This is a genomic window from Paenibacillus brasilensis (assembly GCF_009363115.1).
Lineage (GTDB): Bacteria > Bacillota > Bacilli > Paenibacillales > Paenibacillaceae > Paenibacillus > Paenibacillus brasilensis.
This window is the reverse complement of record NZ_CP045298.1, coordinates 2,627,559-2,652,221: the sequence shown is the minus strand read 5'-3', so window position 1 is coordinate 2,652,221 and position 24,663 is coordinate 2,627,559. Positions and strand designations below refer to the sequence as shown.

General features: G+C 46.4%; 20 protein-coding genes and 1 pseudogene. 6 read left to right on the top strand and 15 right to left on the bottom strand.

Features of this window, described 5'->3' with window-relative positions; all coding sequences use genetic code 11:
- The first annotated feature begins 3 nt into the window (after positions 1-3).
- The 3 genes from GCU48_RS12385 to GCU48_RS12375 all read left to right on the top strand — a co-directional run bounded on the left by GCU48_RS12385 (position 4) and on the right by GCU48_RS12375 (position 2,278).
- Positions 4-426 (top strand): GtrA family protein, encoded by a 423-nt coding sequence (locus GCU48_RS12385; protein WP_152380199.1) that lies wholly within the window; start codon positions 4-6, stop codon positions 424-426.
- Positions 423-1,304 (top strand): UTP--glucose-1-phosphate uridylyltransferase GalU, encoded by an 882-nt coding sequence (galU, locus tag GCU48_RS12380; RefSeq protein WP_152380198.1) that lies wholly within the window; start codon positions 423-425, stop codon positions 1,302-1,304. Before GCU48_RS12385 ends, galU begins: the two co-directional genes overlap by 4 nt.
- Before the next feature lie 146 nt (positions 1,305-1,450).
- Positions 1,451-2,278, top strand: coding sequence for a class I SAM-dependent methyltransferase (locus GCU48_RS12375; protein ID WP_152380197.1), 828 nt, complete (start codon positions 1,451-1,453; stop codon positions 2,276-2,278).
- A 163-nt stretch (positions 2,279-2,441) separates the two neighbouring features.
- On the opposite strand, the gene GCU48_RS12370 is transcribed toward GCU48_RS12375, so the two are convergent.
- From GCU48_RS12370 to GCU48_RS12320, 11 genes are all read right to left on the bottom strand, one after another.
- Positions 2,442-3,188, bottom strand: a complete 747-nt coding sequence (locus tag GCU48_RS12370) for a glycerophosphodiester phosphodiesterase (protein ID WP_152380196.1) — start codon at positions 3,186-3,188, stop codon at positions 2,442-2,444.
- Between the two features lie 94 nt (positions 3,189-3,282).
- The gene (locus tag GCU48_RS12365; protein WP_152380195.1) at positions 3,283-4,344 is read right to left on the bottom strand and encodes a hypothetical protein; all 1,062 of its coding nucleotides are present in this window, start codon (positions 4,342-4,344) and stop codon (positions 3,283-3,285) included.
- Positions 4,345-4,368: 24 nt separating this feature from the next.
- Positions 4,369-6,261, bottom strand: a complete 1,893-nt coding sequence (locus GCU48_RS12360) for an HSP90 family protein (RefSeq protein WP_152380194.1) — start codon at positions 6,259-6,261, stop codon at positions 4,369-4,371.
- A gap of 418 nt (positions 6,262-6,679) precedes the next feature.
- Positions 6,680-8,194: an arabinosylfuranosidase ArfA gene (arfA, locus tag GCU48_RS12355; RefSeq protein WP_152380193.1), complete on the bottom strand. Its 1,515-nt coding sequence runs from the start codon at positions 8,192-8,194 to the stop codon at positions 6,680-6,682.
- Between the two features lie 184 nt (positions 8,195-8,378).
- Positions 8,379-9,980, bottom strand: coding sequence for a S8 family serine peptidase (locus tag GCU48_RS12350; RefSeq protein ID WP_152380192.1), 1,602 nt, complete (start codon positions 9,978-9,980; stop codon positions 8,379-8,381).
- A gap of 147 nt (positions 9,981-10,127) precedes the next feature.
- Positions 10,128-10,910, bottom strand: coding sequence for a muscle M-line assembly protein unc-89 Uncoordinated protein 89 (locus GCU48_RS12345; RefSeq protein WP_152380191.1), 783 nt, complete (start codon positions 10,908-10,910; stop codon positions 10,128-10,130).
- An 87-nt stretch (positions 10,911-10,997) separates the two neighbouring features.
- Entirely contained in the window at positions 10,998-11,273 is a 276-nt protein-coding gene (locus GCU48_RS12340) for a peptide maturation system acyl carrier-related protein (RefSeq protein ID WP_152380190.1), read from the bottom strand.
- 13 nt (positions 11,274-11,286) lie between these two features.
- The gene (locus GCU48_RS12335; RefSeq protein WP_152380189.1) at positions 11,287-12,411 is read right to left on the bottom strand and encodes a TIGR04066 family peptide maturation system protein; all 1,125 of its coding nucleotides are present in this window, start codon (positions 12,409-12,411) and stop codon (positions 11,287-11,289) included.
- Between the two features lie 11 nt (positions 12,412-12,422).
- Complete coding sequence (ccpM, locus tag GCU48_RS12330) at positions 12,423-13,877, bottom strand: Cys-rich peptide radical SAM maturase CcpM (protein ID WP_244316213.1); 1,455 nt, start codon at positions 13,875-13,877, stop codon at positions 12,423-12,425.
- A gap of 73 nt (positions 13,878-13,950) precedes the next feature.
- On the bottom strand, positions 13,951-14,136 hold the full coding sequence (locus tag GCU48_RS12325) for a CLI_3235 family bacteriocin precursor (protein WP_152380188.1): 186 nt from the start codon (positions 14,134-14,136) through the stop codon (positions 13,951-13,953).
- A 104-nt stretch (positions 14,137-14,240) separates the two neighbouring features.
- Positions 14,241-15,983 carry an ABC transporter ATP-binding protein gene (locus GCU48_RS12320; RefSeq protein ID WP_152380187.1) on the bottom strand — a complete coding sequence of 581 codons (1,743 nt, stop codon included), beginning with the start codon at positions 15,981-15,983 and terminating at the stop codon, positions 14,241-14,243.
- Positions 15,984-16,200: 217 nt separating this feature from the next.
- Here GCU48_RS12320 and GCU48_RS12315 point away from each other — a divergent pair, with 217 nt between their 5' ends.
- Positions 16,201-16,788: an RNA polymerase sigma factor gene (locus GCU48_RS12315; protein ID WP_152380186.1), complete on the top strand. Its 588-nt coding sequence runs from the start codon at positions 16,201-16,203 to the stop codon at positions 16,786-16,788.
- 63 nt (positions 16,789-16,851) lie between these two features.
- On the opposite strand, the gene GCU48_RS12310 is transcribed toward GCU48_RS12315, so the two are convergent.
- Positions 16,852-18,615 carry a sulfatase family protein gene (locus GCU48_RS12310; protein ID WP_152380185.1) on the bottom strand — a complete coding sequence of 588 codons (1,764 nt, stop codon included), beginning with the start codon at positions 18,613-18,615 and terminating at the stop codon, positions 16,852-16,854.
- Positions 18,616-18,714: 99 nt separating this feature from the next.
- Here GCU48_RS12310 and GCU48_RS29150 point away from each other — a divergent pair.
- Positions 18,715-18,900 (top strand): annotated as a pseudogene (locus GCU48_RS29150) (Rpn family recombination-promoting nuclease/putative transposase); the annotation flags it as partial.
- A 73-nt stretch (positions 18,901-18,973) separates the two neighbouring features.
- Here GCU48_RS29150 and GCU48_RS12305 read toward each other — a convergent pair.
- The 3 genes from GCU48_RS12305 to GCU48_RS12295 are packed head-to-tail and all read right to left on the bottom strand — an operon-like array spanning position 18,974 to position 22,021.
- A complete protein-coding gene (locus tag GCU48_RS12305; protein WP_152380184.1) occupies positions 18,974-19,828 on the bottom strand; it encodes a carbohydrate ABC transporter permease in 855 nt (284 codons plus the stop codon).
- An 18-nt stretch (positions 19,829-19,846) separates the two neighbouring features.
- Positions 19,847-20,731: a carbohydrate ABC transporter permease gene (locus GCU48_RS12300; RefSeq protein ID WP_152380183.1), complete on the bottom strand. Its 885-nt coding sequence runs from the start codon at positions 20,729-20,731 to the stop codon at positions 19,847-19,849.
- Between the two features lie 36 nt (positions 20,732-20,767).
- Positions 20,768-22,021 (bottom strand): sugar ABC transporter substrate-binding protein, encoded by a 1,254-nt coding sequence (locus tag GCU48_RS12295; RefSeq protein WP_152380182.1) that lies wholly within the window; start codon positions 22,019-22,021, stop codon positions 20,768-20,770.
- A 471-nt stretch (positions 22,022-22,492) separates the two neighbouring features.
- Here GCU48_RS12295 and bglX point away from each other — a divergent pair, with 471 nt between their 5' ends.
- Positions 22,493-24,655 (top strand): beta-glucosidase BglX, encoded by a 2,163-nt coding sequence (bglX, locus tag GCU48_RS12290; protein ID WP_152382146.1) that lies wholly within the window; start codon positions 22,493-22,495, stop codon positions 24,653-24,655.
- The last annotated feature ends 8 nt before the right edge of the window (positions 24,656-24,663 follow it).

The following is a 24,663-nucleotide window of genomic DNA, read 5'->3' as shown; positions in this document are numbered from 1 at the left end:
CTCATGAAAAGTCGCATAGCCCCACTGCTTCCTATAATCCGTTTTGGTATGGTAGGACTGGTTAATACGGGTGTAGATTATATCATTTTTATGCTGCTGGCCTGGGCCGGAGTTCCCGTCCTGATTGCGCAGATCGTTTCGTATAGCTGCGGCACAGCCAACAGTTATATTCTAAACAGCAAATGGACATTCAACAAACAACGATCAAACGATACTCATAAAAATCAATTACCCAAATTTATTGCCATCAACCTGATCGTATTGGGTCTAACCGCCTTATTATTGCAACTGCTTCACACTGGAACCGAGCTGCCCCTTGCCCTATGCAAGCTGATCGCTACCGCAGCCGGAATGATCATTAATTATATCGGGAGCCGATACTGGGTATTTGGTTCCCCATCCCGAAAGGAAAGTGAATCTCTGTGAGAAAAATTACAAAAGCCGTTATTCCAGCCGCCGGACTAGGAACCCGTTTCCTGCCTGCTACAAAGGCACTGCCTAAAGAGATGCTTCCAATAGTCGATAAACCGGCTATTCAATATATCGTAGAAGAAGCCGTCAAATCCGGGATTGAAAGCATCATTATCGTCACGGGTCGCAATAAAAAAGCTATCGAGGATCATTTTGACAAGTCTGTGGAATTGGAGCAAGTGCTGGAGAGCAAAGGCAAGTACGACCTTCTGCGCGAGGTTCAAAGCATTGGGGGCAAAGCAGTCGTTCACTATATCCGTCAAAAGGAGCCCCTTGGCTTGGGACATGCGGTACGCTGTGCTCGTCAGTTCATTGGCGACGAGCCCTTCGCTATATTGTTGGGCGATGATATTATGAATTCCTCTACCCCGGCAATTCGTCAAATGATGGATGTTTACGAGGCGACGGGCAAGCAAGTGGTCGGCGTACGCACGGTGGAAGAACAGGATGTGAGTAAATACGGCATTATTGACTCTACCCGCCAGAAGGGCCTTATTCACGAGGTCGCCGGACTTGTTGAAAAACCATCCCCTGCTGATGCTCCTTCGCGTCAGGCAGTCATTGGACGGTATGTATTGGAGTCTTCCATTTTCTCCATATTGGAAAACATGTCCACCGGGGCAGGTGGTGAATATCAGCTGACAGACGCCCTCCATCAGGTGGCATTACAGAACCAGCTGCTTGCACTAGAACTGGAAGGCACACGCTATGATATTGGTGATAAGGCTGGATATTTGGAAGCCGTTCTCCATATGGGTATGCAGCGCGAGGATTTACGTCCAATGCTCGACTCCATGATACGCGAGTGGGCGCTTGCTTCAATGATAAAATAGGGAAATTTCCCCCTCCGAAATCCGATGGTTACTGTGCAATCACGACAGTAGATGGATAAGCATATAAAACTGTACAATGTAAGAGTACAGCAGCATCGGAATCTGCTCGGCCCCACCCGGTCGAGGCAAAGGAGAGAGAAGCCCTTATGATACCTGAAGGAAATCTGCAAAGTAACGTGGACCGTTTTAGTGGTTTTGCCGACAAGTACGATCAACACCGTCCGGAAGCACCATCGCTCGTCGTGGAAATCATTAGCCGCTATCTGGAACGAAACGTGGAGCTTGTCGCCGATATCGGCTGTGGTACAGGGCTTTCGACCTTCATCTGGAAAGACGTGGCTCGGCAGATCGTCGGGATCGAGCCTAACCCGGACATGAGAGGAATAGCTCAGCGTAAGCTGGAGGCAGCAGGAACGACAACAGCAGCAACCATCTCCTTCCAAAGCGGGTTCTCCAACAACCTGCCCTTTGAGGATGGAACTGTAGACGTTATCACCTGCTCTCAATCCTTTCACTGGATGGACCCCGAGAGCACGCTCCAGGAAGCGGGCAGAGTCTTGGCTCAGGGCGGCGTGTTCGCAGCCTTTGACTGTGACTGGCCTCCGGTGCTGCAATGGCAGGTAGAGCAAGCTTATACAGAGCTTATCGCTAAAGCGGATGCCATTTTGGAACAGGAAGCTCCTATAGAGCAGCAGGCCCATAAATGGAACAAGGATCAGCATTTGTCGAATCTACACCGCAGCGGGCAATTCCGTTATACCCGGGAGATTGTCTTTCACAACCGTGAGCAGTGTGACGCTGCTCGCTATACAGGGCTTGCTCTGAGCCAAGGTGGGATTCAGAGTGTCTTCAAACTTGGCAACCGAACACTGGATGACGATTTGGCACACTTTGTGAAACAGGTCGAGGATCATTTTCAGGGAAAAACACTGGATATCCTGTTCAGCTACCGTATGCGGCTAGGTATCAAGTAGGAAAAGAATCAGGTTCATCGTAACTTTCATTAGTAATTTTCATTAGTAACTTTTCATTCACGACTTCCCGTTCTTTAGCACAAACTCAAAAAAGACTCTCCTTCGCCTCGTAATCACGAGTGCGAATAGGAGAGTCTTTCCACTTCAGTCCAGTCTGCTTTGTTTAGGAAGAGTGGACAGCTAAAATGTGCGCCAACCGATCAGGATAGTCCGTAATAATGCCGCTGACCCCGGCCTCCAGCAGACGCTTCATTTCCTCAGGCTCATTCACTGTCCACGGATGGTAGACTACACCTATGGCCAAAGCCTCAGATACAGCTTCTGGTGTAACGGCATTCTTGTGGGCATGAAGTGCTGTGACCCCAAATTGAGCTGCATACTCCGATGGGCGAACCATAATCTCGACATAGAGCGCACCCGTCCTAATCTCAGGAGCAAGCTGCGCACAGAGCGCCAGCGATTCGTGATTGAAGCTGGACAGGATCACCCGCTCTTCCAACCCGAAGCGCTTCACGGCAGCAATGACCTCTTCCTCCATACCGGGATAGCGATAAATGCTATTTTTCAATTCAATATTAATCACTGTATCGCTGGACTGCGCAAGCTCCAGCAGCTCATCCAGCAACGGTACCCGCTCGCCCCGGAATTTCTCGCCAAACCAGCCGCCCGCATCCAGTGTATTCAGTTCTTGCAGCGTGATGTCCCTTACATCCAGTGGTGAGCCTGTCGTACGCTCCAGCGATTCATCGTGAATCAGTACCAGACGTCCATCCTTGGTACGCTGCACATCCGTTTCGATACCTGTTGCTCCCAGCTCCAGCGCGTGGCGGAACGCCGCCAGCGTATTTTCAGGACATACCCCCGAAGCTCCGCGATGTGCAAAATTAATCACCTTTTCGGTCACAGTCACGACATAATCCCTCCTGTCAATTCAAACAAGAACATTATACTCACTCATTGTTTGGGCTGTATAAAATAGGGTTGCTGGCAAACCGCTCTACTTCTTAAGCTGTTTGCAAAATTCGGCCAATCCAGTCGGAATAAAACGTATTCCCGTTCCGCCGATCAAACGTTGTTGCCGCCGACTCCGCCAGAGGTCTGAAATACGCAATGATTTCTTCTAGTGTGCGCTCCTCTTTCCCCCACTCTAAAGTTGCAGGCATCCGCATCAAGCGAAGTTTTCTCGAAGCATCCAGCTTTTGCAACAGCCCTGCCATCGCTGCGTAAAAATACATTTGCTCCAGTCCGCTCTCATAGTCCAACGCCATGTGCAAATGACGCTCCACCACTCCGATTCCCTCCACCGGGTTCGCGATTGTCAAATACTCGATATGCTCCGCTATCGTTTTCAGGAAGTCACGGTCATCGCGAACCAGACGATAGCCTTTACGATGCTGCTCCTTCGCCTGCTCGACCTCCCCCTGACGATAAAGCGGCAATAGCACCTGCGAGAGCGTCACATGCGGCACTTCCGCACATCTCATCCGTCCCGACAAAATCGGTTTGGCCACGGCAAGCGCCTGCTCGTCTTCTCCGGTCAAGTAATAGAACCGCACCATCTGGCTTTGCTCACAGGCTTCACAATCACTCATATTGTCTGACTCAATCTGGCGAAACGTATCCAGATACCGCCGTGCTTCATCCAGTTCACCCATGTCCATCGCGATACGGAACTTATAATAGTAATACGGACGCTCATTATACCCGTATTCGGCATAACGTTTGCGCATATCCTCCGCCAGATCTTCTATTTGAGCCCTCGGTATATTGAAAAAGCTGCATACTTTACCGAGTATCCATTTGTAATTCCACAACAGTGTATCTGCGTCGTATTCCTCTGGATTTTGATCAAATCGACCCAATTGCCATGAAAAAGCGACTAGCGCCTTTAATGGATACCCATTAAAAATAGCGCATTCCAGAATCTCTCCCCGAATTTCATAAGCGAGCTCCTGCAACCCGGAAGTATCCGCCAAGCGGGCGGCTTCCTCCAGGATCGCAAGCTTTGCCGCCCCTCCGGGCAGATCCTCCGCCTGTTCCATCAAATCATGTATCGTATCTTCCATGTGGTTCCTCCTATAATGATGCGATTACGTATTTTGTCCGTTCCCTAATCCCCAATTAATAAAATGCAGTACACTCCTGTTCATCAATCCCAGCTCATTGCGGTTCATCGGGTAATGCCCCATCATAAGTGCATTCACATACATCATTTCTGTAGCAGCTGTAATCATCTGCGTATCAGAAGCTTCAAAAATACGCGCCACCACCGGGTTGTTCAGATTAAAATACAAGGTCGAGTAGCCCGCATTCTGCTGGACTCCCGCTTTCAGGCTATCAAGCACGTTGGATAATAGCGCCGTTGTCTCTTCGACGGTGTTTTCCATGGAGCGTAAGGTCAGTGCATCCTGCGAAATGGTATACAGCACAGGCAAACTCGCAGGCTCAAAACGCTTCAATTCGCTGCGACAGCGCATCGGCTGCAAGGCAGCATCCATCACACGCAGCACACTGTAATACTTATCGTGCTCTTCCTGCGTCAGCCCGGTAAATGAAAGAGATACATCCTCGGGACTAAGCCGCTCTGTCTGCAGTTCAGGGTCAATCCAGTGCAGCTTTTCCAGAATTTCCGAATCATAAATGTAGCCGCCATTGACCACCAACATGGACTGCGCTGCCGCTACATGCGTAATCTGGCGATACTCATCCACGGTCGCTGTGTAATGAAGCGGACGTCCGCCTGCCTCACGGATCAGCTCACTCAGCTCACGCCGCCCAAATGTGCTTTCAAAGGAAAACCAGCGGTGCATAATGCGCAGAAATTCATCATCCTCGACCGCGAGCGTCTTCATGGACAGCTCATGCAGACGAATCCAATGCTGCAGACGATCCGGCTCATATTCCGCCATTCGTAACAGCTCTTCACGAATGCAGGTTCCCAGTTCAGAGCGAACAGCATCAAGTTGCTCATTTTCATAAAAATATTCACGAGATGCCGTTGGCAGCAATTCATCTGTCCAAATCAGGCTTTTAATGAAAAATGCCCATTCCGGCAATACATTTTCCGCTTTGTCGGACACGAGCATATGCTTCAGGTACACCCGATGCAGCCGCTTGCTGTTCAGATTAATGCTGCGAGGCAATATAAATGCAATCCCGCCTGTTCTGCCCGATGCCGTCCGTAGCGGGATAAAATCGCTGAAGCGCTCACCCATCAGACGATACCCCAGATCCAGCACCTCACTACGCCGACTGCGTAGCTGTTCCGGGTTCTGCATCCAGCTCGTCGATGGAAGATTAACCCGCTCGGTCTTTCCATCGACAGACAGCAGGACGGGATACGGCAGCAAAGCCCCATAATAAAATAAGGACTCCTTCACCTGAGCCGGCTCATAATAAAACTCGCTCCCCGGCTTGCAGCGCAAATAAATTTGCGTTCCTGCGGGCAATTCCGTCTCCAAGCGACGGATCGTATACGTCCCGTCCGGCTTCCCTCTCCATTCCATAGAGATGCCTTCCTTTACCGAGCGCGTTAGCACCACAATTTCATCGCTCACCATAAAGCAAGACAGCAAACCAATCCCAAAGCGTCCGATAAATGAAGTCTCTGAGGTCAGCAAATCGGCTCCCTTTTTGGAGGATTGGCCGATAATGGACAGAAAACGGTGAATGTCTTCTTCCGATAGTCCAATTCCGTTATCCTGAATCATCAAAACCTGCTGCTCCCCGGAGCCAGATAGCTCCACAGTTACTTTACCCTCGAAGTCTTTATCTTCTAAAGCTGTAGCTTTTAGAGCCTGCTCTTCCAATGCATTACTTTCAGCAGCAGTCCTTCGTAGCTCCTTGCGAGCTGTAATGGCATCTGTTGCATTTTGCAAGATCTCACGTATAAACACCCGTGGACTGCTATATAAATGATTGGCCAAAATATCAATCATACCGCCCAAATTCACCTGAAAACGATATTCGTCCGTCTGACTCATACACACCATTCCTTTCTCGAAATGCCACAACCATCATCTGATGTTGAATCAACCATCTTTTAAAGTATAACGTGGATTCGGATCAGATTACACATGCCGCATTTCAGATATCAATACATTGACAACGATATAACAGGGTCTTTTTTCACATTGAAGACCCGACATAGGGACTAAGTAACTTCATAAAAATGTATGCAGCATGAGTTTTTAGTTAATAAGCATCAACTTCACCCGGATAAATTTGGTAATCAAAATAATATTTATATAAAAGTTTGCCCTTTCTTCTAACACCATTTCTACTGAGGGACAAATGACTCATTTTATACAAAAAGCCCGCACTTCTTCTCTTGTAGGTCATTACAAGAGAGAATGCGAGCTTATTTAGCTACAAATAAGACCTACCTATTGCAGAAGAGAATTAATGAGACTTAGCGAGACGAATGACGTTCCACGATGCCTTGCCCAGGTGGGCTTTTACAATTCCATCCTCGAGCTTGGCATTGCCGCCAGTATGAGGCGTAACCTTTTCCCCTGCCGGGCTGTTGGTCGCCTTGAGATCGTCATGCTCCAGTACCGTATGCTCCACAATGCGGTAGCCTGCGAAGCTGCGCACATCCACCGTCAGCTCCAGCGACTCGGACAAGTGACGGTTAACCGCAAAAATGGTCAGAGCGTCTCCCTCTTCATCATAGACCACAGCACTATCCAGATAAGGAATGTCTGTGAAATCCTTGGAATCGTATTTTTCGGAGTCTACCACAGGCATCAACGATATTCCCCGACCATAACGGGATGCATGCAGGTACGGATAGAAAATCGTTTGCTTCCACGCTTTTCCGTTATTTTCGGTCATGATTGGTGCAATAACATTGACCAGTTGAGCCAGACAAGCCATTTTTACACGGTCCGCGTGACGCAAGAACGTAATCAGCATGCTGCCCACCAATAGCGCATCCTCGAAGTTATAGATATCTTCAAGCTGTGGCGGTGCTACAGACCACGGATCAATTTTTTTGTCCGCATCGTTGGAGTGGTACCACACATTCCATTCGTCAAAGCTGAGCATCATTTTTTTCTTGCTGCGTTTCTTTGCTTTAATATAGTCGCAGGTCGAGATGACTGTTTGAATAAAATGATCCATATCCATCGAACGCGCCAGATAATTAGCCGTATCATTGTCGTGGTTGCCATAGTATTGGTGCAGGGAAATATAGTCGGCTACCTCATAGGTATGATCCAGCGTCGTCGCTTCCCATTCCGGGAACGTCGGCATCGTGGAGCTGGAGCTGCCACAGGATACCAGCTCAATATCAGGATCAATCAGCCTCATCGCTTTGGCAGACTCTACAGCCAGACGACCATACTCTTCCGCTGTCTTATGTCCAATCTGCCAAGGACCATCCATTTCGTTGCCAAGACACCATGTTTTGATCTTGTGCGGTTGCTCTACTCCGTGACTGCGACGCAGATCACTCCAGTAGGAGCCGCCCGGATGGTTGCAATATTCAACCAGATTGCGCGCCGCACCAATTCCGCGCGTACCCAGATTTACCGCCATCATAACTTCGGAACCAACATCCTTGGCCCATTTAAAAAATTCATTCGTACCCACCTCATTGGGCTCGACCGTCCTCCATGCCAGCTCCAGCTGTCTAGGTCTGGACGCAACCGGGCCGACACCATCCTCCCAATTGTAGCCGGATACAAAGTTACCGCCTGGATAACGTATAATAGGAACATCAAGCTGTTTTACCAACTCTTTAACATCATTGCGGAAACCGCTTTCATCACTAGTCGAATGAGTAGGCTCATAAATACCGCCATATACCGCACGCCCGAGATGCTCTACAAAAGAACCATAAATGCGTTTATCGACTTCAGCAATACGAAAAGACTTGTCTACAATCATTTTTGCTTTTATAGCTGCTGCCACCTAAACCATCCTCTCTGAATGCGAAAATAAAATCCGTTATACCTCTAAGAATAACAAGCCGTTTTATTTACGCTTTTAATATAACACACCATAATTATCATGGCCAACATTATGATTAAATGAGTAATATAATTATTAACTATAATAATAAACGAAAAGAAGTTGGTTACGTACTTAATAAATATCAGTTGACCAGCAGTTGTTCTAAGCCTGTATAAAAACGACCTATATCGTCCGCGTTTAGATTCGGAAGGAACCATTCTTTCAAATATTCCTGCTCTGTCCGTAAGGATATTTGAATGTTTTCAGCCTCCGCTATCGCCGTCAAAGAAAGCTCAATATCAACGCCTGATAACATTTGTTCTTGGGTGCAATCCGTAATATCCAGAGCCTCTACACACAAAATGACAATATCCGCATACGCGCTATAAGCCATTGTACCAGCAATGCTTATCAGCTTTTGTAGTCCATGGATCGTAGCGGAAGGGGACAAATACTCCATGTCATACAGCATTGCCGCAGGCTGGTCCACCGCGATCCAGCTTTGGTATTCATCCCGGGCAAAGGACTCTCTCAACACATGCAAAAAATAAAGAATGTCAACGTCCTTGTTATAATAAATACAAATAAGCGGTATGTGAGAATCCTCGATTGCAATAGTCTCCTCCTGTCTCATAAAGAAACGCTCCTCTTGCTGCCACCAGCGCAAATGGCGAGATGAAAAATTCAGCATGGGGATGTGACGTTGTTTTTTAGAGATATAGACGACATGTTTTCCATAACGTATAGCCAATTGCTCCACTTCCTGCAAATCTACCGGCTCCATTTCCCCTAGCAAGACCATCGTATCTGTCAGGTCATCTATCCTTTCTCCAGCTTTATTCGTTGCATTCTGTGGTTCTTGCTCTCGCAGGATTACTTGTTCAATGACCGCAGCAACTTTAGCATAAGGTAGTTGAGCTTCATATGGAGTCTGAAAATAATAAGGCGCCGCCGATTCAACTACGGAGTCCTGTTTAAACACATATGCGCTTCGTATCCAATCCGGATGCTTGTAGTGCATTACAGGTAATACCGTATCCTGTATTGGGTGATAACTATTCTGACGGTAACTTTTCTTAAGTAAACTATGTTTTAGCTTTTCTATGGAAGGAATACGCTTGGACTGCTGCAAGAATCTGCACACCTGTGCTGTAACGAATGGAGTGGCATAGCTGTTGCTGTTGGGACATTGTACAACCTCTCCAGTTGCACCCACCAGCTCGTGTCTGGCAAAAGCGGTAAATTCAATACCGCTTGAGAATGCTGTATCAGCATTATATGTATATTGGCCTGCTGCGAGTATGCCGCTACGATCGCAGCGTACTCCAATCACATTAGCAAAAGAGGCCGGATAAGTAAGAAGTCCTCCATTTTGTGCAGCACATACCATAATTAATCCCGCCATAGCTGCATCATTTACAGCTTCCCGCAGCATGCCTCGATCGCGATAATTTATACTTCCCAGGCTGATATTAGCTACCTGCACACCGTGCTGTACACACCAATCCAACGCGGCACATAGCTGCACTGCATTTCCTTTTCTATGGTTCATTATTTTCACACTGCTGATGACCGCATCTGGAAAATACGCTTGTACAATAGCCGCACATAGCGTGCCGTGATTTAGGATACGTCCATCTTCTACGCCTTCATGAGCTATCTCGACGTTATATAATAAACGGGTGTTTAAAAAGCCAGTATTAACCCCGTCGTCAATAATGGCTACATGGATCTTGGCATTCATTTTTTCTCCCCCTGTCCCTTCGGATCGCGAATGAATCTCACGGCTCTATTCGTTCTGGTTAGAGTAAGCAAAGGGTGCTTCTGCGAACGATAGCGTTCGTCTGAAAGCACCCTCCTAATTCAGCAAACCATATACATAATAGCCGGATTAAACTGCAATATTTACCTTCGTACCTGCAGTCTTCGCCCCGTCTTTAGCTGAGTCCAGATAGGCATGAAGCTCTTGTTCAGTCCACACCCTGCCAGTCTCTATACTTGCTTCCTTCTCATCCTTTGGTTTATCCCGATCTGTAATTGTCGGCTCGTTGTTCACTGCTTCACTGATACGCTCATTAATTTTCGCAGCGATTTTCATGATATTTCCATCAAGCCCTTCTGCCTTCTCACGCAAAGCCGCTGATTTTGCAGAGTTCGTGCTTTCCCAGCCCTTAGCCTCGCTTGCCAATGTGATTTGTGCCATTTTGGTTACTTTGGCATTCTTCAGCTCATTGTTTGCAGATACAATACTATGCATTGTATAGGTGATCTGCCCTTGCCTCTGCTCCTCTGCAGTCTTGGGCGTATATTGTTCCTGTTGACCTGTCTGAGCCTCCTTTTTGCTTTCCTCATCCATGCCTAAAGCTTTTTTTTGTTCTTCCAGTGTCTGCTTTTGAATGTTCTCGTCAATTTGCTGAATCTGCTTATCTATCTCCTCCATTTCAGCCTTTACAGCCTCAGGACCGAGACCACGCTTGAGAGCATTACTTACATAGTCCGAACGCCTCTCCATCAAATTTTGCTTTTGCTCTGTCAATTGTTGAATAATCTTGTTTTGCGGCTTGCCTATACCCTTTCTTTCAGCCTGAGCGGAAACGGGGTGCCGTTGTTCAAGTCGGTTGTTATCTGTGGTGCGGAACGGCGATTGGTGAGATGATGTAAACGATACATTCATCCTAAAACCTCCAATTCTCTTCTAATAAGTGATTCTAGAGGTATATCGGATTTTTTTGTATGTTTTATCATCATTTTCACAAATCCTTCATTCCTTTTCCACTGTTAAGCAGCTCTTTATCGTCTCATACAAGCTGTTATATGTAAGCAACCCCCCTCCCAATATACGCTCTTCCGGAATTCGGATAGCGAAGCTTTGCTCGACCTCAAATAATAGATACACCAGATCTCTGGGAAACAACTTCATATCGGGACCCAGTAAAGTAGCCTCTTTATTGATCTCCCCTACTTTTATGTTAAAAAGCTTCCAAAATATATTTTCCAGTTTTATTCCTGTTCCTGTTACATCCTGTGTAAAGTTCATGTTCTCCCCTCCATTACAACTGAACTACATGATGCTCAACCGAAAAATAGTGTAAAATATCGTTCGCCAGCTTGCTCATATCTTCATCGTTAGACGGATTGAGTATTGGCACAGAATAATTAGAAAACTCTTGTTTTTTCTCTTCCACGAAACGATTATCAACAGAAGCATATTGCATGTTCACCGTGGAAGAAGAGTAACTATCGAATACATTATTACACAAGGCGTATCCCAACAATGAAGAGGAAAAACGGTTTTCCATATACTGTTGCACATGCTCCAAATATTTTAAATTGTAGCTATCGTAATGGAGACAACAGATTAGACCGTCCGGTCTGACAGCACGGGATACCAAAAATGAAGTTACTCCAAAATAATTCGTGAACGTATTATTAAAGGGGACAATCCCGCCAGGGATACCTACGAGTATCAGGTCAGGTTTTTCGCTCTGCTCTATTTTTTTCAAATAGCGATTAAACATGATAATCTTCTGCGCTTCGGTCATACCGCCCTCAAACATAAACTGTGGAAATGAATGTGCGCCTATCAGCTCTCCGCATCCATTAGATGTGATTTGCGATACCCGGTATCCTTGCGCTTCAAGCTTCTGCCGAATGTTAAGCTGCAAATTAAGCTTGTGGGTTCGCTCGTTCAGACCTAGTACAAACAAAACGGGTGTAAAAAAATCATGGATAGCAGAGCTTGGATCTGGCGGCGAAATATGTTCCGCGCGTACATCAAATGTATTTTTTAAAATCAGCTTGTGATCATGATCCTCACAGGACTGGATGAACTCCATACACGGGTCTGGCAAAGTAAAATTGCACATGACTTTTTTGCCAAGTTGTCCAGCCTTCATGATCACCGGCAGATAAACCTCTGCGATATCCAGCTTGAAATTGGATTGTACCAGTAATATGGCATCACAGTGCTCTATTTCTTGCCCCAGACAAGACTCCGGCTTCACTATGAATCCTGTTACTTCACCCTTGTCCGCTACACAGGCGTCTTTCCCGATCATACCCGATCCTTGAAAAGAAATAAGTACAACTTCCCCATAACTTCCTAATAAGTTCAAATTCCTAACCAGGGCTATCGTTTCATAATCAAACGGAAAAATGATTAATTTATTCGTCATGGAGACACCCCTCATGCTTTTTCAAAGTCAAGGATCGTATCCTCAGAGAAATCATATCCCAGCTCATTCATCATGCAAAAATCAAGCAAAGTATGTCTGATATCGTTTTTGACTGAGGAACAATGACTCATCTTCTTTTCCTTGGACAAGGTATGCAAATCATCTGCTACAGCAACACATAGCGTACAAAAACGAAAATTCCAGCAGTTTTTACATGCATCCTCCGTGATGGTTCCTACATTTAAAATTCGGCTGATTTTATCCACCTCAAAGCCAGTGTCCACCTTTCCAATCTGTACCACCTCCGACTGCTCACTCACCCGTTCACATGGAAACAGATTTCCATGTACATCTGCAAACAAACGCTGAACACCAGGCACACAGGGTCCGCCATGATGTGCTTCTATCGGCATCCCCGCAGAAGGCTTTCTATAATGAAACATTCGGAAATATAACTGAATATAATAGTCCTTAATCAGCTTGGAGACATGACTTTCATCCACTCTTCCAAACTTGGAGAGCATCATTTTAAAAACCTCATAGCCTCTCTGCTCAATAAATGCATTCCTGTATAAAATTTCATCCTTCACATAAGCATCGTTAATGTAGGACGACCTTACACTGTACAGACTTTCGAATGTTTCATAATTCGTATAAAAATCATTGATACAACCAAAATCATTGCGGGTATCCAGCACCACATTAAAATTAATCCATTCAAAAAGGGCCGGGTAATTCCTTTTAATTTTGTCCACATTGGCAATGATCGTATCGAAGGAGCCCCGCCCGTTAACAGCAAACCGTCTGTTTCTGTCATGATTCTCCTGATCTCCGTCCAGACTGATGGTAAGCACAAAACGATGTTCATCCAGAAAGGCTAAAATATCGTCATTAAGCAACGTACCATTAGTCGTCAAATGAAAGCCTACATCTCTATACACTACCTGCTCCTTGATATATTCCACACATTGCTTGATCAACGGAAAATTAATGAGCGGCTCTCCCCCATAAAACCCAAAATCCAAACGGTCACTGTCTACTGACCGATCAATGACAAAATCAATACACTTGCGTGCTGTCTCAAAATCCATCATCAGACTGGTATGACCTCGATTTTCATATCCTCCTGAATACACGCAATAAGAACATCTAAGATTGCAATTTTGAGTTACCTGCAAGGTGAGGGTCTTAAGCTGATGCTGCAGCATATGCTCCAAATGCTTCGTCTTGGGATGAATCACAATCTGCGGACGCTGTGAAGATAAAAATCCGTTATCCAACAAATCACGGATATACTGCTGCAATTCCGGTGCAGCCTCCATCTGATCCAGGTCGAAGCTGGAATGCGAATTCAGAAAATGATAAGCCTCCTCTTTAATCCGCAGGATCAAGTTGGTATTGACATCATATACATAATGGTGGAGTCTCGTCTGAAATGTGTATATAAAGGGTTGGCAAATGTTCATAATTCACACCTACTCTGTTTTGATGTGGACAGAAGAGCCTGGAATTCCCAGGCCCCTCCATACAGATACAAGCTTAATAATTGCCAATTCCAGTTCCATTATCTCTGCGATAAGAGCCGTCACTTTCTCGCTGAGTATTGGAGCTTCGAGTCAGACTGCCTGCGCAATAACAGGAGCAAGGACAATAACAGGAACAACCACAGCCAAATGCCTCAATCGTGTCGCCTGCATTTGCACTTCTTTTCACAAGCTTACGCATGTTAAACTACTCCTCCCATTCATAATATGATGTAAAAGGGTGTTCACCTATACTAATTCCTTGCATGGTGTTAAATCACACTATGAAAGCGTTTGTTTTTTTCATTATTTTATTGCAGCCTCTTCATGCTCGAATACCCATTCTCTGTAACCGGCATGACCGTTCATAAAATAGGAATGTGACCCTATTTGAGCAGGCTCGCCTTTCTCCAGCAAAATGACTTTATCGACATGTGCTAATACCTCGCTCCGATGTGTAACGATCATTACGGTCTTGTCACGTAAACGGGTCTTCAACAATTGCTGGACATTTAGCCTGGCTGCCGTATCCAAATTGGAGGTCACCTCATCAAAAATAAACAATGGCGCTTCCCTGACCAAGGCCCGAGCCATGGCAATTTTCTGTCTTTGTCCACCCGATAGCCTGGAGCCATTGGAGCCTATGTGGAAGTCATACGCCAAGCTGTGGACCAATTCTTCCAGTCCCACCTCAGCGATAATAGCCTTCATTGTATCTTCAGAGACTTCTGCGCCCAAGCAGATATTGTCAAGAATAGTCGTATCAAATAAATACACCTGCTGGCTTACCAAAGCGATTTGACTTCGATACGCATCTATTTCATAGCTTTGAATGTCAATGCCGTCATAAGTGATCATCCCCTGATCAGGCTGGGTGAATCTCATCATCAAATCCAGCAGCGTAGACTTCCCTGCTCCATTTGCCCCAATGATCGCTACCTTTTCCCCCCGGGCAATCCTAAAATTCAAGCGGGACAGGACGGGTTCATCCTTGGCATAGGAAAAAGAAACATTATGAAATGCAATATGATTTTCGAGGGGCGGATCTGAAAGGACAGACGCTGGAGTGACCGAATTAGATGTCTCTTCCTCCGCCCAATCCAAAAACTGATAATATCGAATGGAGGAAGGAACCACTTCAGCCAGAATGTAACCAATATTTAAAATAGCGAAAACAGGTGTGGTAACATAGGCACTGTAAGAAACAAAGGCAAAAATACCGCCTACACTGAGCTGTAAACGAAAAATAAGATTAGCTCCAACAACATACAGAAGCATCATGAGGAGTTGAACTAAAATTGATTCCGAAGCGATATTCCACGCGTCCAGAAGTGATAACTTCCGTTCCGAATCTACAATTCGACGCTGCCTGGATGAGAACTGCTGGTGCCTATGTGGAATAAGACCAAACATTCGCTGTTCCTTCATGCCTCCGATAGATTCCCCAAACCACTGGGCAAAGTCACTACTGCCTTCAATTAAATCCCCCACCAGTCTTTTTCTGCGCTTCACAAAATACTTCACAACGACATATTTGATGGGCAAAAAGCACAGCACAATTACAGTCATCTTCCAGTTAATGAGCAGCAATCCGCATAAACCACCAATCATGCTGAACGCCTGCATAATGATAAAAAATATTCCGCTATCCGTGATCCTCGATACATTGCCTACATCTGTACTAATTTGGTTTAGCAGTTCAGCTTCATTGGTTCGGTTAAAATAACTCATTCGGATTCTTGTCAGATGCAGATACGCCTTTTCAAATAAAGAGAAGGTAACCTGTGCGCTTAAGCCTGCACGAAAGTTTTCTTTACACACGTTCAGCAGCTTGTCCAAGCAAACGATTAAAAACGCAGCAGAAGTGTACAGGATTACAGCCTGCATATCCCCCTTCAGGAGACCTTGATCCACAATAATCTTGCTTGTCAAAGGCAATAATATATTCAAGCCCGCTGATACGATTAAACATGCCAAAATGATAGCCACCGTCTTCAGATGAGGTCTAAATGTTGCCGCCAACCGTTTGTATACGATTGATTCTTTCATCCTTTCCCCCCTTCCAGCTCATGCATCCTCCCCTCCTATTTACTAATTCCGTCTCTGCATCAAAATCACCTTAAAAAATCTCCTAACTGTTCTAGTAATTCCATATTAACGAGATTAAAGTATGATTTATGTCATCCTTCTAAATTGGAATTAATGTATATGATTGGGATATATGAATCTCTTTTATCCTTTTTATCCGTCCAAAGGGGGCTTGAACATGCCAACCAAGATGGTTATCGACTGCTGTGAAGAGGATCAATGTCGCAGAAGTTCTAGATGCTTTTACAGGAAGATTTGTGAGCTTTATCTAGGTGAAGTCTATCGTTTTTGCCTGCATTTGATCAAGAATCAGTCCTGCTTCAAATTTATGGCGGAAGAATGTACGCAGGATACTTTTGTCGCAGCAAGACAGCAACTGGCCAAGCTAAAACAGCACCCCAATGTCAAAGGTTGGTTGTACCTTACGGCTAAAAATCTTGTATGTAAATCATTCAGGAGCTACTATACACAAAAAAAGCATGAAGCTGCGCTTCAATACGAACAGATATACAGCTTTTCAAATTCGGTGGAAGAGGAGTGGGAGAATCGAAGGCTGGGAGATGTGGATACGGTTATCGTTAACATACTGACGCAGCTTTCAAAAAATGAATATATGCTCTATCAAGACTACTTTTGTCAACATATACCTGTGCCCTTCCTTGCTATCAAATATAATATCTCCGTTACGGCTACAACGACCCGCATCTACAGATTGAAAAGAAAAATTCGGACGTTATCTCATCAATATTGCCTGACTCATATATAAATATGTCCATGTGAAGCCAAAAAAGCGGAGCCTCTCTTTCAAAGAGAAGCTCCGCTGTGTTTTTCAGCACATGCCTGATTGAGCGGGGTATAGACGCTTTTGTTTGCGTTGTTCCTCCAGCAAATGCATCATCTGTTGCTGAACACTTCTGGTTTGCTGCGTTGCAAAGGCGGGATGGGCCAGGTTACATGTTTCCAAAGGGTCGATGGTCAGGTTATACAATTCATATTCATCACAAGCCGGTTGTGTTTTGACCTGTATAACCCATTGAGAGTATGGTCCGCATGTATGATCACCCATGGGTCGCATAGTCACATCCCGCACTCCCGGTTGGCTCCAGAATTGGGTACTGTCAAAATAGCGGCTTAACTTCCACAGCTCTTGCACGCCATCTCTTTGCAGGGGCGAAATGACCGTCTCGATATGATTGGGCTGAATAACAGACGGATACGGCTCTCCCAGTACATTGATCTGCCGCTGGCCTCGGGTAATATCATCATCGGTCATAAAATAAATCGGCTGGTCAGCTATTTCACCTTGGTTTTGTCCTCGGATAACAAGACTAAGGTCACGCCCTACCAAGGGCCGGGCTTCGGTAAAGCTGTTTTGCAGGCGGCTCTGGATTGCAGTGATGTCAACATTCGCCAGTCCAAGCATGGTAGGCAGGAGATCCACGTGGTTTGTCAGGATATGCTCGCTTTTATACTGTGGAAACAGATGCCTGTTATGGATAACCAAAGGCACGTGCACAGTCTCTTCGTAGGCAGAGTAAAATTTTTGATGAAGACTGCCGTGAGCGCCTAGCAAATCTCCATGATCAGATGTAAAAATAACAATTGTATTATCGTAAAAAGAAGAACGGGTCAGCGCTTCAAATACCTTAAACATTTGTCGATCCGCATTTTTTTGCAATTGGTAGTATAGCTTGTGGTAAAAAGGCTGATCCAAAATGGGCTGTAACGCTTTAGGGTAAATATCCCGATAGCTTGCCTGACAGCGTGGCTTGGTGTCCAGCCATTCGTTGATTGTCGGAGGAGGAGTGACTGCCGGCATTGGTTCCACCTCAAACCGAAACATGGGCAATTGTGCAGTAATCGCACCGTATAAAACAATGTCATGCGGGTTCACAAATGAAGCTACGATCAACCAGGGCTTGGCATAGTTATCATACTCCTTCTGACGGTCAAGGACCTCGATAAGCTGGGCGGTATCCGCAGCATACACCTCGTCTCTCCCACTTAAACCGAAAGCGGCAGAGGAACCGGAATTTCGCGGATTTCTCCCATGCGGCTCCGGACCGATCCACCCGGAAAAGCCGAATTTATCCAAGCGGTCAGTTTGCTCATATAGGTCTTCCCGTTTTCTATCAGGTTCCCCTGTCAGCGGATGATAGCTAGGGAGCGCCTGGTGTGTACCCGGGATGATAATATCCTCGTCGGATATATGCCATTTTCCTTTGTAATAGGTTTGGTATCCAGCTGCGCGAAAATAATCTCCCATGGTCGGCACCGTGTTTCTATCCAGCCAGAACATATCGGAGTCGAATGCCTCCTTGGCAACTCCATCTGTCTGAGTGACACCGTGGAGTGAGGGATAATGGCCTGTGAACAAGGTTGTCCTGCTAGGGCTACACGCAGCGCTTCCAATATAGTGCCTGTGAAACTCCAGTCCGTGAGATCGCAAAAGTCCTTGTGTAATAAGATTCTGTCTGCTCCATTCTTTGATTTCCGGGTTTTCATAAACCACGGGATACCGTTCCTCATCCACAAGGAGCACAAGAAAATTGGGCCGTTCAAGGAATCTGGGTAAAAATGAGCTATTGTTCATATACACACATCCCAGGTTCGTTTTTACCCTAAAGATATGTTATGAAGCCCCGAAACAGTCATCCAAAAAGAAGCTCAACCATTTTGATGTCTATGCTAAGACCGCACGGGGATATCACATATTGATGATATTGAAGTACACTTTCTGGAACTACCAAAGCTGGATGAGCAAACTGCATCCTTTGAACAAGGAGGATTCGTCAACTGGATATTGCCTCCAAAAGACATAGATCCATCCAAATGGGAGGTTTTGAAAATGAACGAGCCAGGACTGGAAAAAGCCATACTCTTTTTTTATGATAAAACAACAAAACGGCGGAGTCCCCCAATTAAAAGGGAAACCCCGCCGCTAAACACTACTACTTAATACCCGAAATTGTATAATTCTCGATAATATACTTTTGAAAAACAATGAAGATAATCATGATCGGTAGCACCATAAAGGTCGAGCCTGCCATCTGGAGCGCGAATTGACTCTCGTTCTGTCCCTTGAGCAGTGACAGACCGACGGACAAAGTGTACAGCTTCTCATCGTTCGCAATAATAAGCGGCCATAGAAAGCTGTTCCAACCACCAATGAAGGTCAGGATGGCCTGCACTGCCAAGATCGGTGTCGAGATCGGCAGTACAATTTGCAGAAAAGTGCGGAACTCGCCTGCTCCGTCCAGACGCGTCGCCTCCAGCAACTCTTCGGGAATATCCGACATGAACTGCCGGAACAGGAAGATGGCGAATGCTCCTACCAAACCAGGAAGGACGATCCCCATCATCGTATTGGTCAACCCCATCTGGTTCAAAATCAAATACACCGGAATCATCGTTACCTGCCCTGGAATCATCATCGTGGCCAGCACCAGATAGAATAGAAAACCTCTGCCCTTAAATTTGAATTTGGCAAACCCGTAGCCTGCCATGGCGTTGAGGAATAATCCAAAAAAGGAAGCTAATACAATCACCAGCGTATTGGTCAAATAAGTGCCAAAAGCCATGCTATCAAATAGTATTTTAAAATTCTCCAATGTGAAATGCTCTGGCCAAATGGTCGGAGGAATCTTGGTTACCTCGCCTTCAGTCTTAAAGGAGGATAAAATCATCCACGCAAAAGGCAGCACCATCAACAGACCTCCCACGGTCAGGAGAATCGCCACGAACCATTGAAATGTTTTTTCACCACTGCCCGAATTGGCGCGGACTTGCTGAACAGCTGTTTTCACGTTCATCACCTCTCTCTATCAGGACTCCGCTTTATTTTGCAAACGGAACTGAATCAGCGTCACCGCGATGATCGCAAAGAACAGAATAAACGATCCCGCCGCGGCATAACCGAATTTACTAAATTGGAAGCCGTTATTGTAAATGAACAGGGATGCTGTCAGTGTGCCGTCAAGCGGCTTCCCTTTGGTCATGACGAACGGTTCCTCGAAAAATTGCAGCCAGCCGATCATCGTCGTAATGGACACGAAGAAAATAGCGTAACGGAGCTGCGGAAGGGTAATATAACGAATTTGCTGCCATGTGCTGGCTCCGTCAAGCTGAGCTGTCTCATAGTAAGAGCCCGGAATCCCTTTAATGGCCGCAATAAAAATAATCATATTCAAGCCTATGCCCCGCCAAACCGCCAGCACAATCAGCGAAATTTTCGCCACGGTCGGATCGGTCAACCATGGAACAGGGCCCAGATTCACCAGGCCAAGCACATAGTTGAATAATCCGAGCGTTGGATTATACAGATAGCTCCAAACGACCGCGACCGCAACCACATTCGTTACGGACGGCAGATAGAACACGACGCGGAATATTTTGAAAGCACGTGATTTTCCCATATTAATCAGGATCGCAATGCTCAGGGAAAATATCAGTACCAACGGAACACCGATAATGACGAAGAACAGGGTATTACCCATAGACTTTAAAAAAGAAGGGTCTAGTAGTACATTCTTATAATTTTCCAGTCCTGTAAAGCGAATACTATCATAATTAACCAGTCCTGACAGATCCATATCGGTAAAGCTGATCACGAGCGCCAGTAAAATCGGCAACAGCGAAAACAGCGCCAGCAGGATGATGGAGGGACCGATAAACAAGTATGGCGCAAGCTTCTGCGAGCTTCCTTTCATGCCTTCACTCCCTTTGACAATGACGGATACGGATCATTATTTTTTCATAATACTTGCAGCTTGCTGATTAAAGTCATCCATTTCCTTCTGCACGTCGGCTTGACCACGGTAAATGCGTTCGAAGCTCTTGATGAACTGCTGCGAAACCTCTTCCCATGCTGCCAGTTGCGGTAATGATGCGGAATGATCGAGCTGTTTGCGAATCGTTTGCAGCATCGGGTCACTCTTCAGCTTGGCATCGTCCCATGACTTGGTAGCAGCAGGCAGGGTACTGGACAGCTCCATCCATTTCAGCTGGGTTTCCGGTTTGCTCATGAAAGCCAGGAATTTGGCCGATTCCTCCGGGTGCTTGCTAAACTGCATAATCGAAAGGTTCGACCCGCCCAAAACAGACAGGTTGTTTACTTTTCCCGGCAGCTCGGCTACATTCCATTTGCCATCCAGCTCTGGTGCTTTGCTCTTGATTTCTCTAATCATAAAAGGACCGCTGATAAACATCGGAACGATACCATCACCTTGCAATCCCTGAACGGAATCTATCCCAAGATCGAGGGCATTAGAGCCATTTTGGAAAAAGGTGTTCAAATACTTCACAGCCTCTACAAACGGTGGCTGGTTAAATAGCGGATTGCCCTGCTCATCAATCAGCTTGGAGCCGTTCTGGAGGGCGAACATAAAGCCCAGAGACTGCTCCTTCGCATTAATGGCAATACCATATTTCCCTTTGCCACGCGCTGCCAGTTTTTGAGCAGCGTCCGAAAGCTCTTCCCACGTTTTAGGTGCTTCATTATATCCGGCTTGCTTCAATAGATCTGAACGGTAGAACAAAATTTTCGTTTCGGTATACCAAGGAACACCTACAGGTTTTCCTTCAAATTTTGTCGTATCCACAGCACCCGGGAAGAAATTCTTCGATTCCAGCTCGGGGTATTTGCTGATATAAGGGGTGATGTCCGTCAATGCACCCGCAGACGCAAGCTCAGGAACCCATGATGTGCCCAGCTGGACCACATCCGGACCGGATTTGGAAGCAACTGCCGTCAGCAGCTTATCGTGAGCGTTATCCCAAGGCAGTGCCTGCACCTCTACATGAATATCGGGATTTCCTTTTTCAAAATCCTTCACAATCTCAGGCAGCAGCTTTCCTTCTGCCCCCATACCCCACAGGGTGATGGTTGTTTTTCCGTTCGCGTCCTTGCCAGATGACTCATCCTTGGAAGAACAGCCAGCCAGTGCGCCTCCCAGTAACAAAGTGCTTGTCAAAATGATCCCCAACGTTCTTTTCATCATACGAATTCCTCCCGAGATGACCGGTTTACCGATCACGCAATATGATAACGGATTAAATAGAAGTAAGTACATGCAGTGGTTACATCATACCGTTATAGCAATAATGTTCCAAAATCCAAGGACCATACTCATCAATAGAAACGTTTCGATAGTCATTATAAAACAAATTGAAACCGTATTCAATAAGAATATTATTTTTTATTCAGCTAAAATCGCGCCCTTATTTTATCTTAAACACGTTGCTTTTCTCATAAGACAACCTCCAATGTGGATTTGACTCTCGAATTGAAAGCGTATATAATCCAACTGAATCCCACAATAGAAACGTTTCTATTAATAATACAACCGAATATTATGCATATACACTAAGCTATTAGTCTGTTCAGCACTTTTATGAAACCATTTTCGCCAAAAAATCTCATGAATCTGAAAAAGAAAGCTGTCTACCAACGCAGCTTACGGAGGATTATGATGGAACAACACCTAAATTCCTATTTGCAAAGCATGACGCTTGAAGAAAAAGTCGACCAGTTGCTTCAGCTTGTGGGCGCCTTTTTTGAAGATGCTGGAACTGAAGGCCAAATTACCGGGCCTATGGCTTCTCTTGGTATCACCGAGGAAACCGTCCACAACGTCGGTTCCGTGCTTGGCCTCGCAGGAGCCAAGGAAGTGATTCGTGTTCAGCAGGCCCATTTGAGTAAGAATCGGCTGAGCATTCCACTTCTAATTATGGCAGACATTGTACACGGCTTCAAAACGATTTTTCCGATACCACTGGCTATGGGTTGCTCATGGGATATGCGACTTACAGAAGAGAGCGCTACCATTGCTGCGAAAGAGGCAGCTGTGTCGGGGATACACGTTACTTTTGCACCGATGGTCGATTTGGTGCGCGACCCGCGCTGGGGCCGTGTCATGGAATCTACAGGAGAAGATCCATACCTTAACAGCGAATTTGCCCGCGCGCTTGTGCGTGGCTTCCAGGGCAAGGATCTGACGAACGATACGGACCGGGTAGCCGCGTGTGTCAAGCATTTTGCCGCATATGGAGCAGGTGAAGGCGGACGGGATTACAATACTGTCGATCTATCCGCATGGCAGCTGCGAGAGTATTATCTCCCCTCCTACAAAGCCGCGCTGGATGAAGGCTGCGAAATGGTGATGACATCCTTTAATACCGTAGAGGGCGTGGCCGCAACGGGCAATAAGCGCCTGATGCACGATTTGCTCCGCGACGAATGGGGCTTTGATGGTGTACTCATCTCGGATTGGGCTGCTATCAAGGAGCTTATCCCCCACGGCATCGCCGAGGATGAGCGCGAGGCAGCACAGAAAGCATTGCTGGCAGGCGTGGATATCGAAATGATGACCTCCTGCTATAACGGGCATCTCCCCGAGCTGGTTCGCAGCGGACAGCTGGACGAAGCACTCGTCGATGAAGCGGTGATGCGCGTGTTGAAGCTCAAGCACAAGCTGGGCTTGTTCGACAATCCGCTGCGCGGCGCGGACCCTGAGCGGGAACGTGAGGTTGTGTTCTGCGATGCTCACCGTGCGGTTGCCAAGGAGCTGGCGATCAAGTCGTGCGTGCTGATCAAAAATGATTCCGCTCTTCCATTGAAGCGCAGTCAGCATATTGCGTTGATCGGACCGTTTGCACAGAGCGGTGATATCCTCGGCTCTTGGTCCTGGAGCGGCTCGCAGGACGAAGCGATTCGTGTTGTTGACGGATTTCAAGCGAAAATAGCTTCCTCGCTGCTCACAGTAGCGACAGGCTGCTCCATAGAAGACATGACCGAGGAGCAATATGCAGAAGCTCTGCAAGCCGCCAGTCAAGCAGAGGTTATCGTGCTGGCGCTTGGTGAGCGCTCGGATATGAGCGGTGAAGCAGGCAGTCGTTCGAATATTCGCCTGCCACAAGCCCAGCTGGAGCTGGTAAAGCGCCTGAAAACGCTGAATAAGCCTATCGTAGCCGTCCTTTTCAATGGTCGCCCATTGGACCTGCACGGTGTCATTGAAGAAGCAGACGCCGTACTGGAGGCCTGGTTCCCCGGTGGCGAGGGCGGCGCAGCTATTGCCGACTTGCTGTACGGCGATGCAGAGCCTACGGGCCGTCTGACGATGTCCTTCCCGCAATCGGTCGGACAAGTACCTGTGTATTACAATCATTTTAATACGGGTCGTCCTCAGCTAGATCCAAATACAAAGGAACGCTACGTGTCCCAATACCTGGACGTACCGAACGAACCTTTATTCCCGTTCGGCTATGGCCTGAGCTACACCAAAGTAGCCTATGACAGCGTACAGCTATCCGGCGAAACCCTTGTACCCGGTCAGGAGCTGACGGTTAAGGTGCGGGTAACAAACACAGGGACTCGTCCAGTCGAAGAAACCGTTCAGTTCTATGTCCGTGACATCAGCGGAGATACGGTTCGTCCGATGAAGGAACTGAAGGATTTCCGCAAAGTTCTGCTTGCCCCAGGCGAAAGCCGGGAAGTGGAATTTGCATTGACCGAGCCTCAATTGCGCTATCATCATGCAGACCTGAGCTTTGGCAGCGACAGCGGTGAATTTGCCGTCTTTACAGGACCTAACAGCCGAGATACTACTGAAGGACGATTTCGGTTAGTCAAATAAACAGGAAA

Coding starts and splice junctions, on each gene's coding strand:
- GCU48_RS12365 (WP_152380195.1), bottom strand. CDS start 4,344: ATGGAAGATACGATACATGATTTGATGGAACAGGCGGAGGATCTGCCC.
- bglX (WP_152382146.1), top strand. CDS start 22,493: ATGGAACAACACCTAAATTCCTATTTGCAAAGCATGACGCTTGAAGAA.
- GCU48_RS12360 (WP_152380194.1), bottom strand. CDS start 6,261: ATGAGTCAGACGGACGAATATCGTTTTCAGGTGAATTTGGGCGGTATG.
- GCU48_RS12300 (WP_152380183.1), bottom strand. CDS start 20,731: ATGAAAGGAAGCTCGCAGAAGCTTGCGCCATACTTGTTTATCGGTCCC.
- GCU48_RS12375 (WP_152380197.1), top strand. CDS start 1,451: ATGATACCTGAAGGAAATCTGCAAAGTAACGTGGACCGTTTTAGTGGT.
- GCU48_RS12385 (WP_152380199.1), top strand. CDS start 4: ATGAAAAGTCGCATAGCCCCACTGCTTCCTATAATCCGTTTTGGTATG.
- GCU48_RS12345 (WP_152380191.1), bottom strand. CDS start 10,910: ATGAATGTATCGTTTACATCATCTCACCAATCGCCGTTCCGCACCACA.
- GCU48_RS12340 (WP_152380190.1), bottom strand. CDS start 11,273: ATGAACTTTACACAGGATGTAACAGGAACAGGAATAAAACTGGAAAAT.
- GCU48_RS12315 (WP_152380186.1), top strand. CDS start 16,201: ATGCCAACCAAGATGGTTATCGACTGCTGTGAAGAGGATCAATGTCGC.
- GCU48_RS12325 (WP_152380188.1), bottom strand. CDS start 14,136: ATGCGTAAGCTTGTGAAAAGAAGTGCAAATGCAGGCGACACGATTGAG.
- GCU48_RS12350 (WP_152380192.1), bottom strand. CDS start 9,980: ATGAATGCCAAGATCCATGTAGCCATTATTGACGACGGGGTTAATACT.
- GCU48_RS12295 (WP_152380182.1), bottom strand. CDS start 22,021: ATGATGAAAAGAACGTTGGGGATCATTTTGACAAGCACTTTGTTACTG.
- ccpM (WP_244316213.1), bottom strand. CDS start 13,877: ATGAACATTTGCCAACCCTTTATATACACATTTCAGACGAGACTCCAC.
- GCU48_RS12335 (WP_152380189.1), bottom strand. CDS start 12,411: ATGACGAATAAATTAATCATTTTTCCGTTTGATTATGAAACGATAGCC.
- GCU48_RS12310 (WP_152380185.1), bottom strand. CDS start 18,615: ATGAACAATAGCTCATTTTTACCCAGATTCCTTGAACGGCCCAATTTT.
- GCU48_RS12320 (WP_152380187.1), bottom strand. CDS start 15,983: ATGAAAGAATCAATCGTATACAAACGGTTGGCGGCAACATTTAGACCT.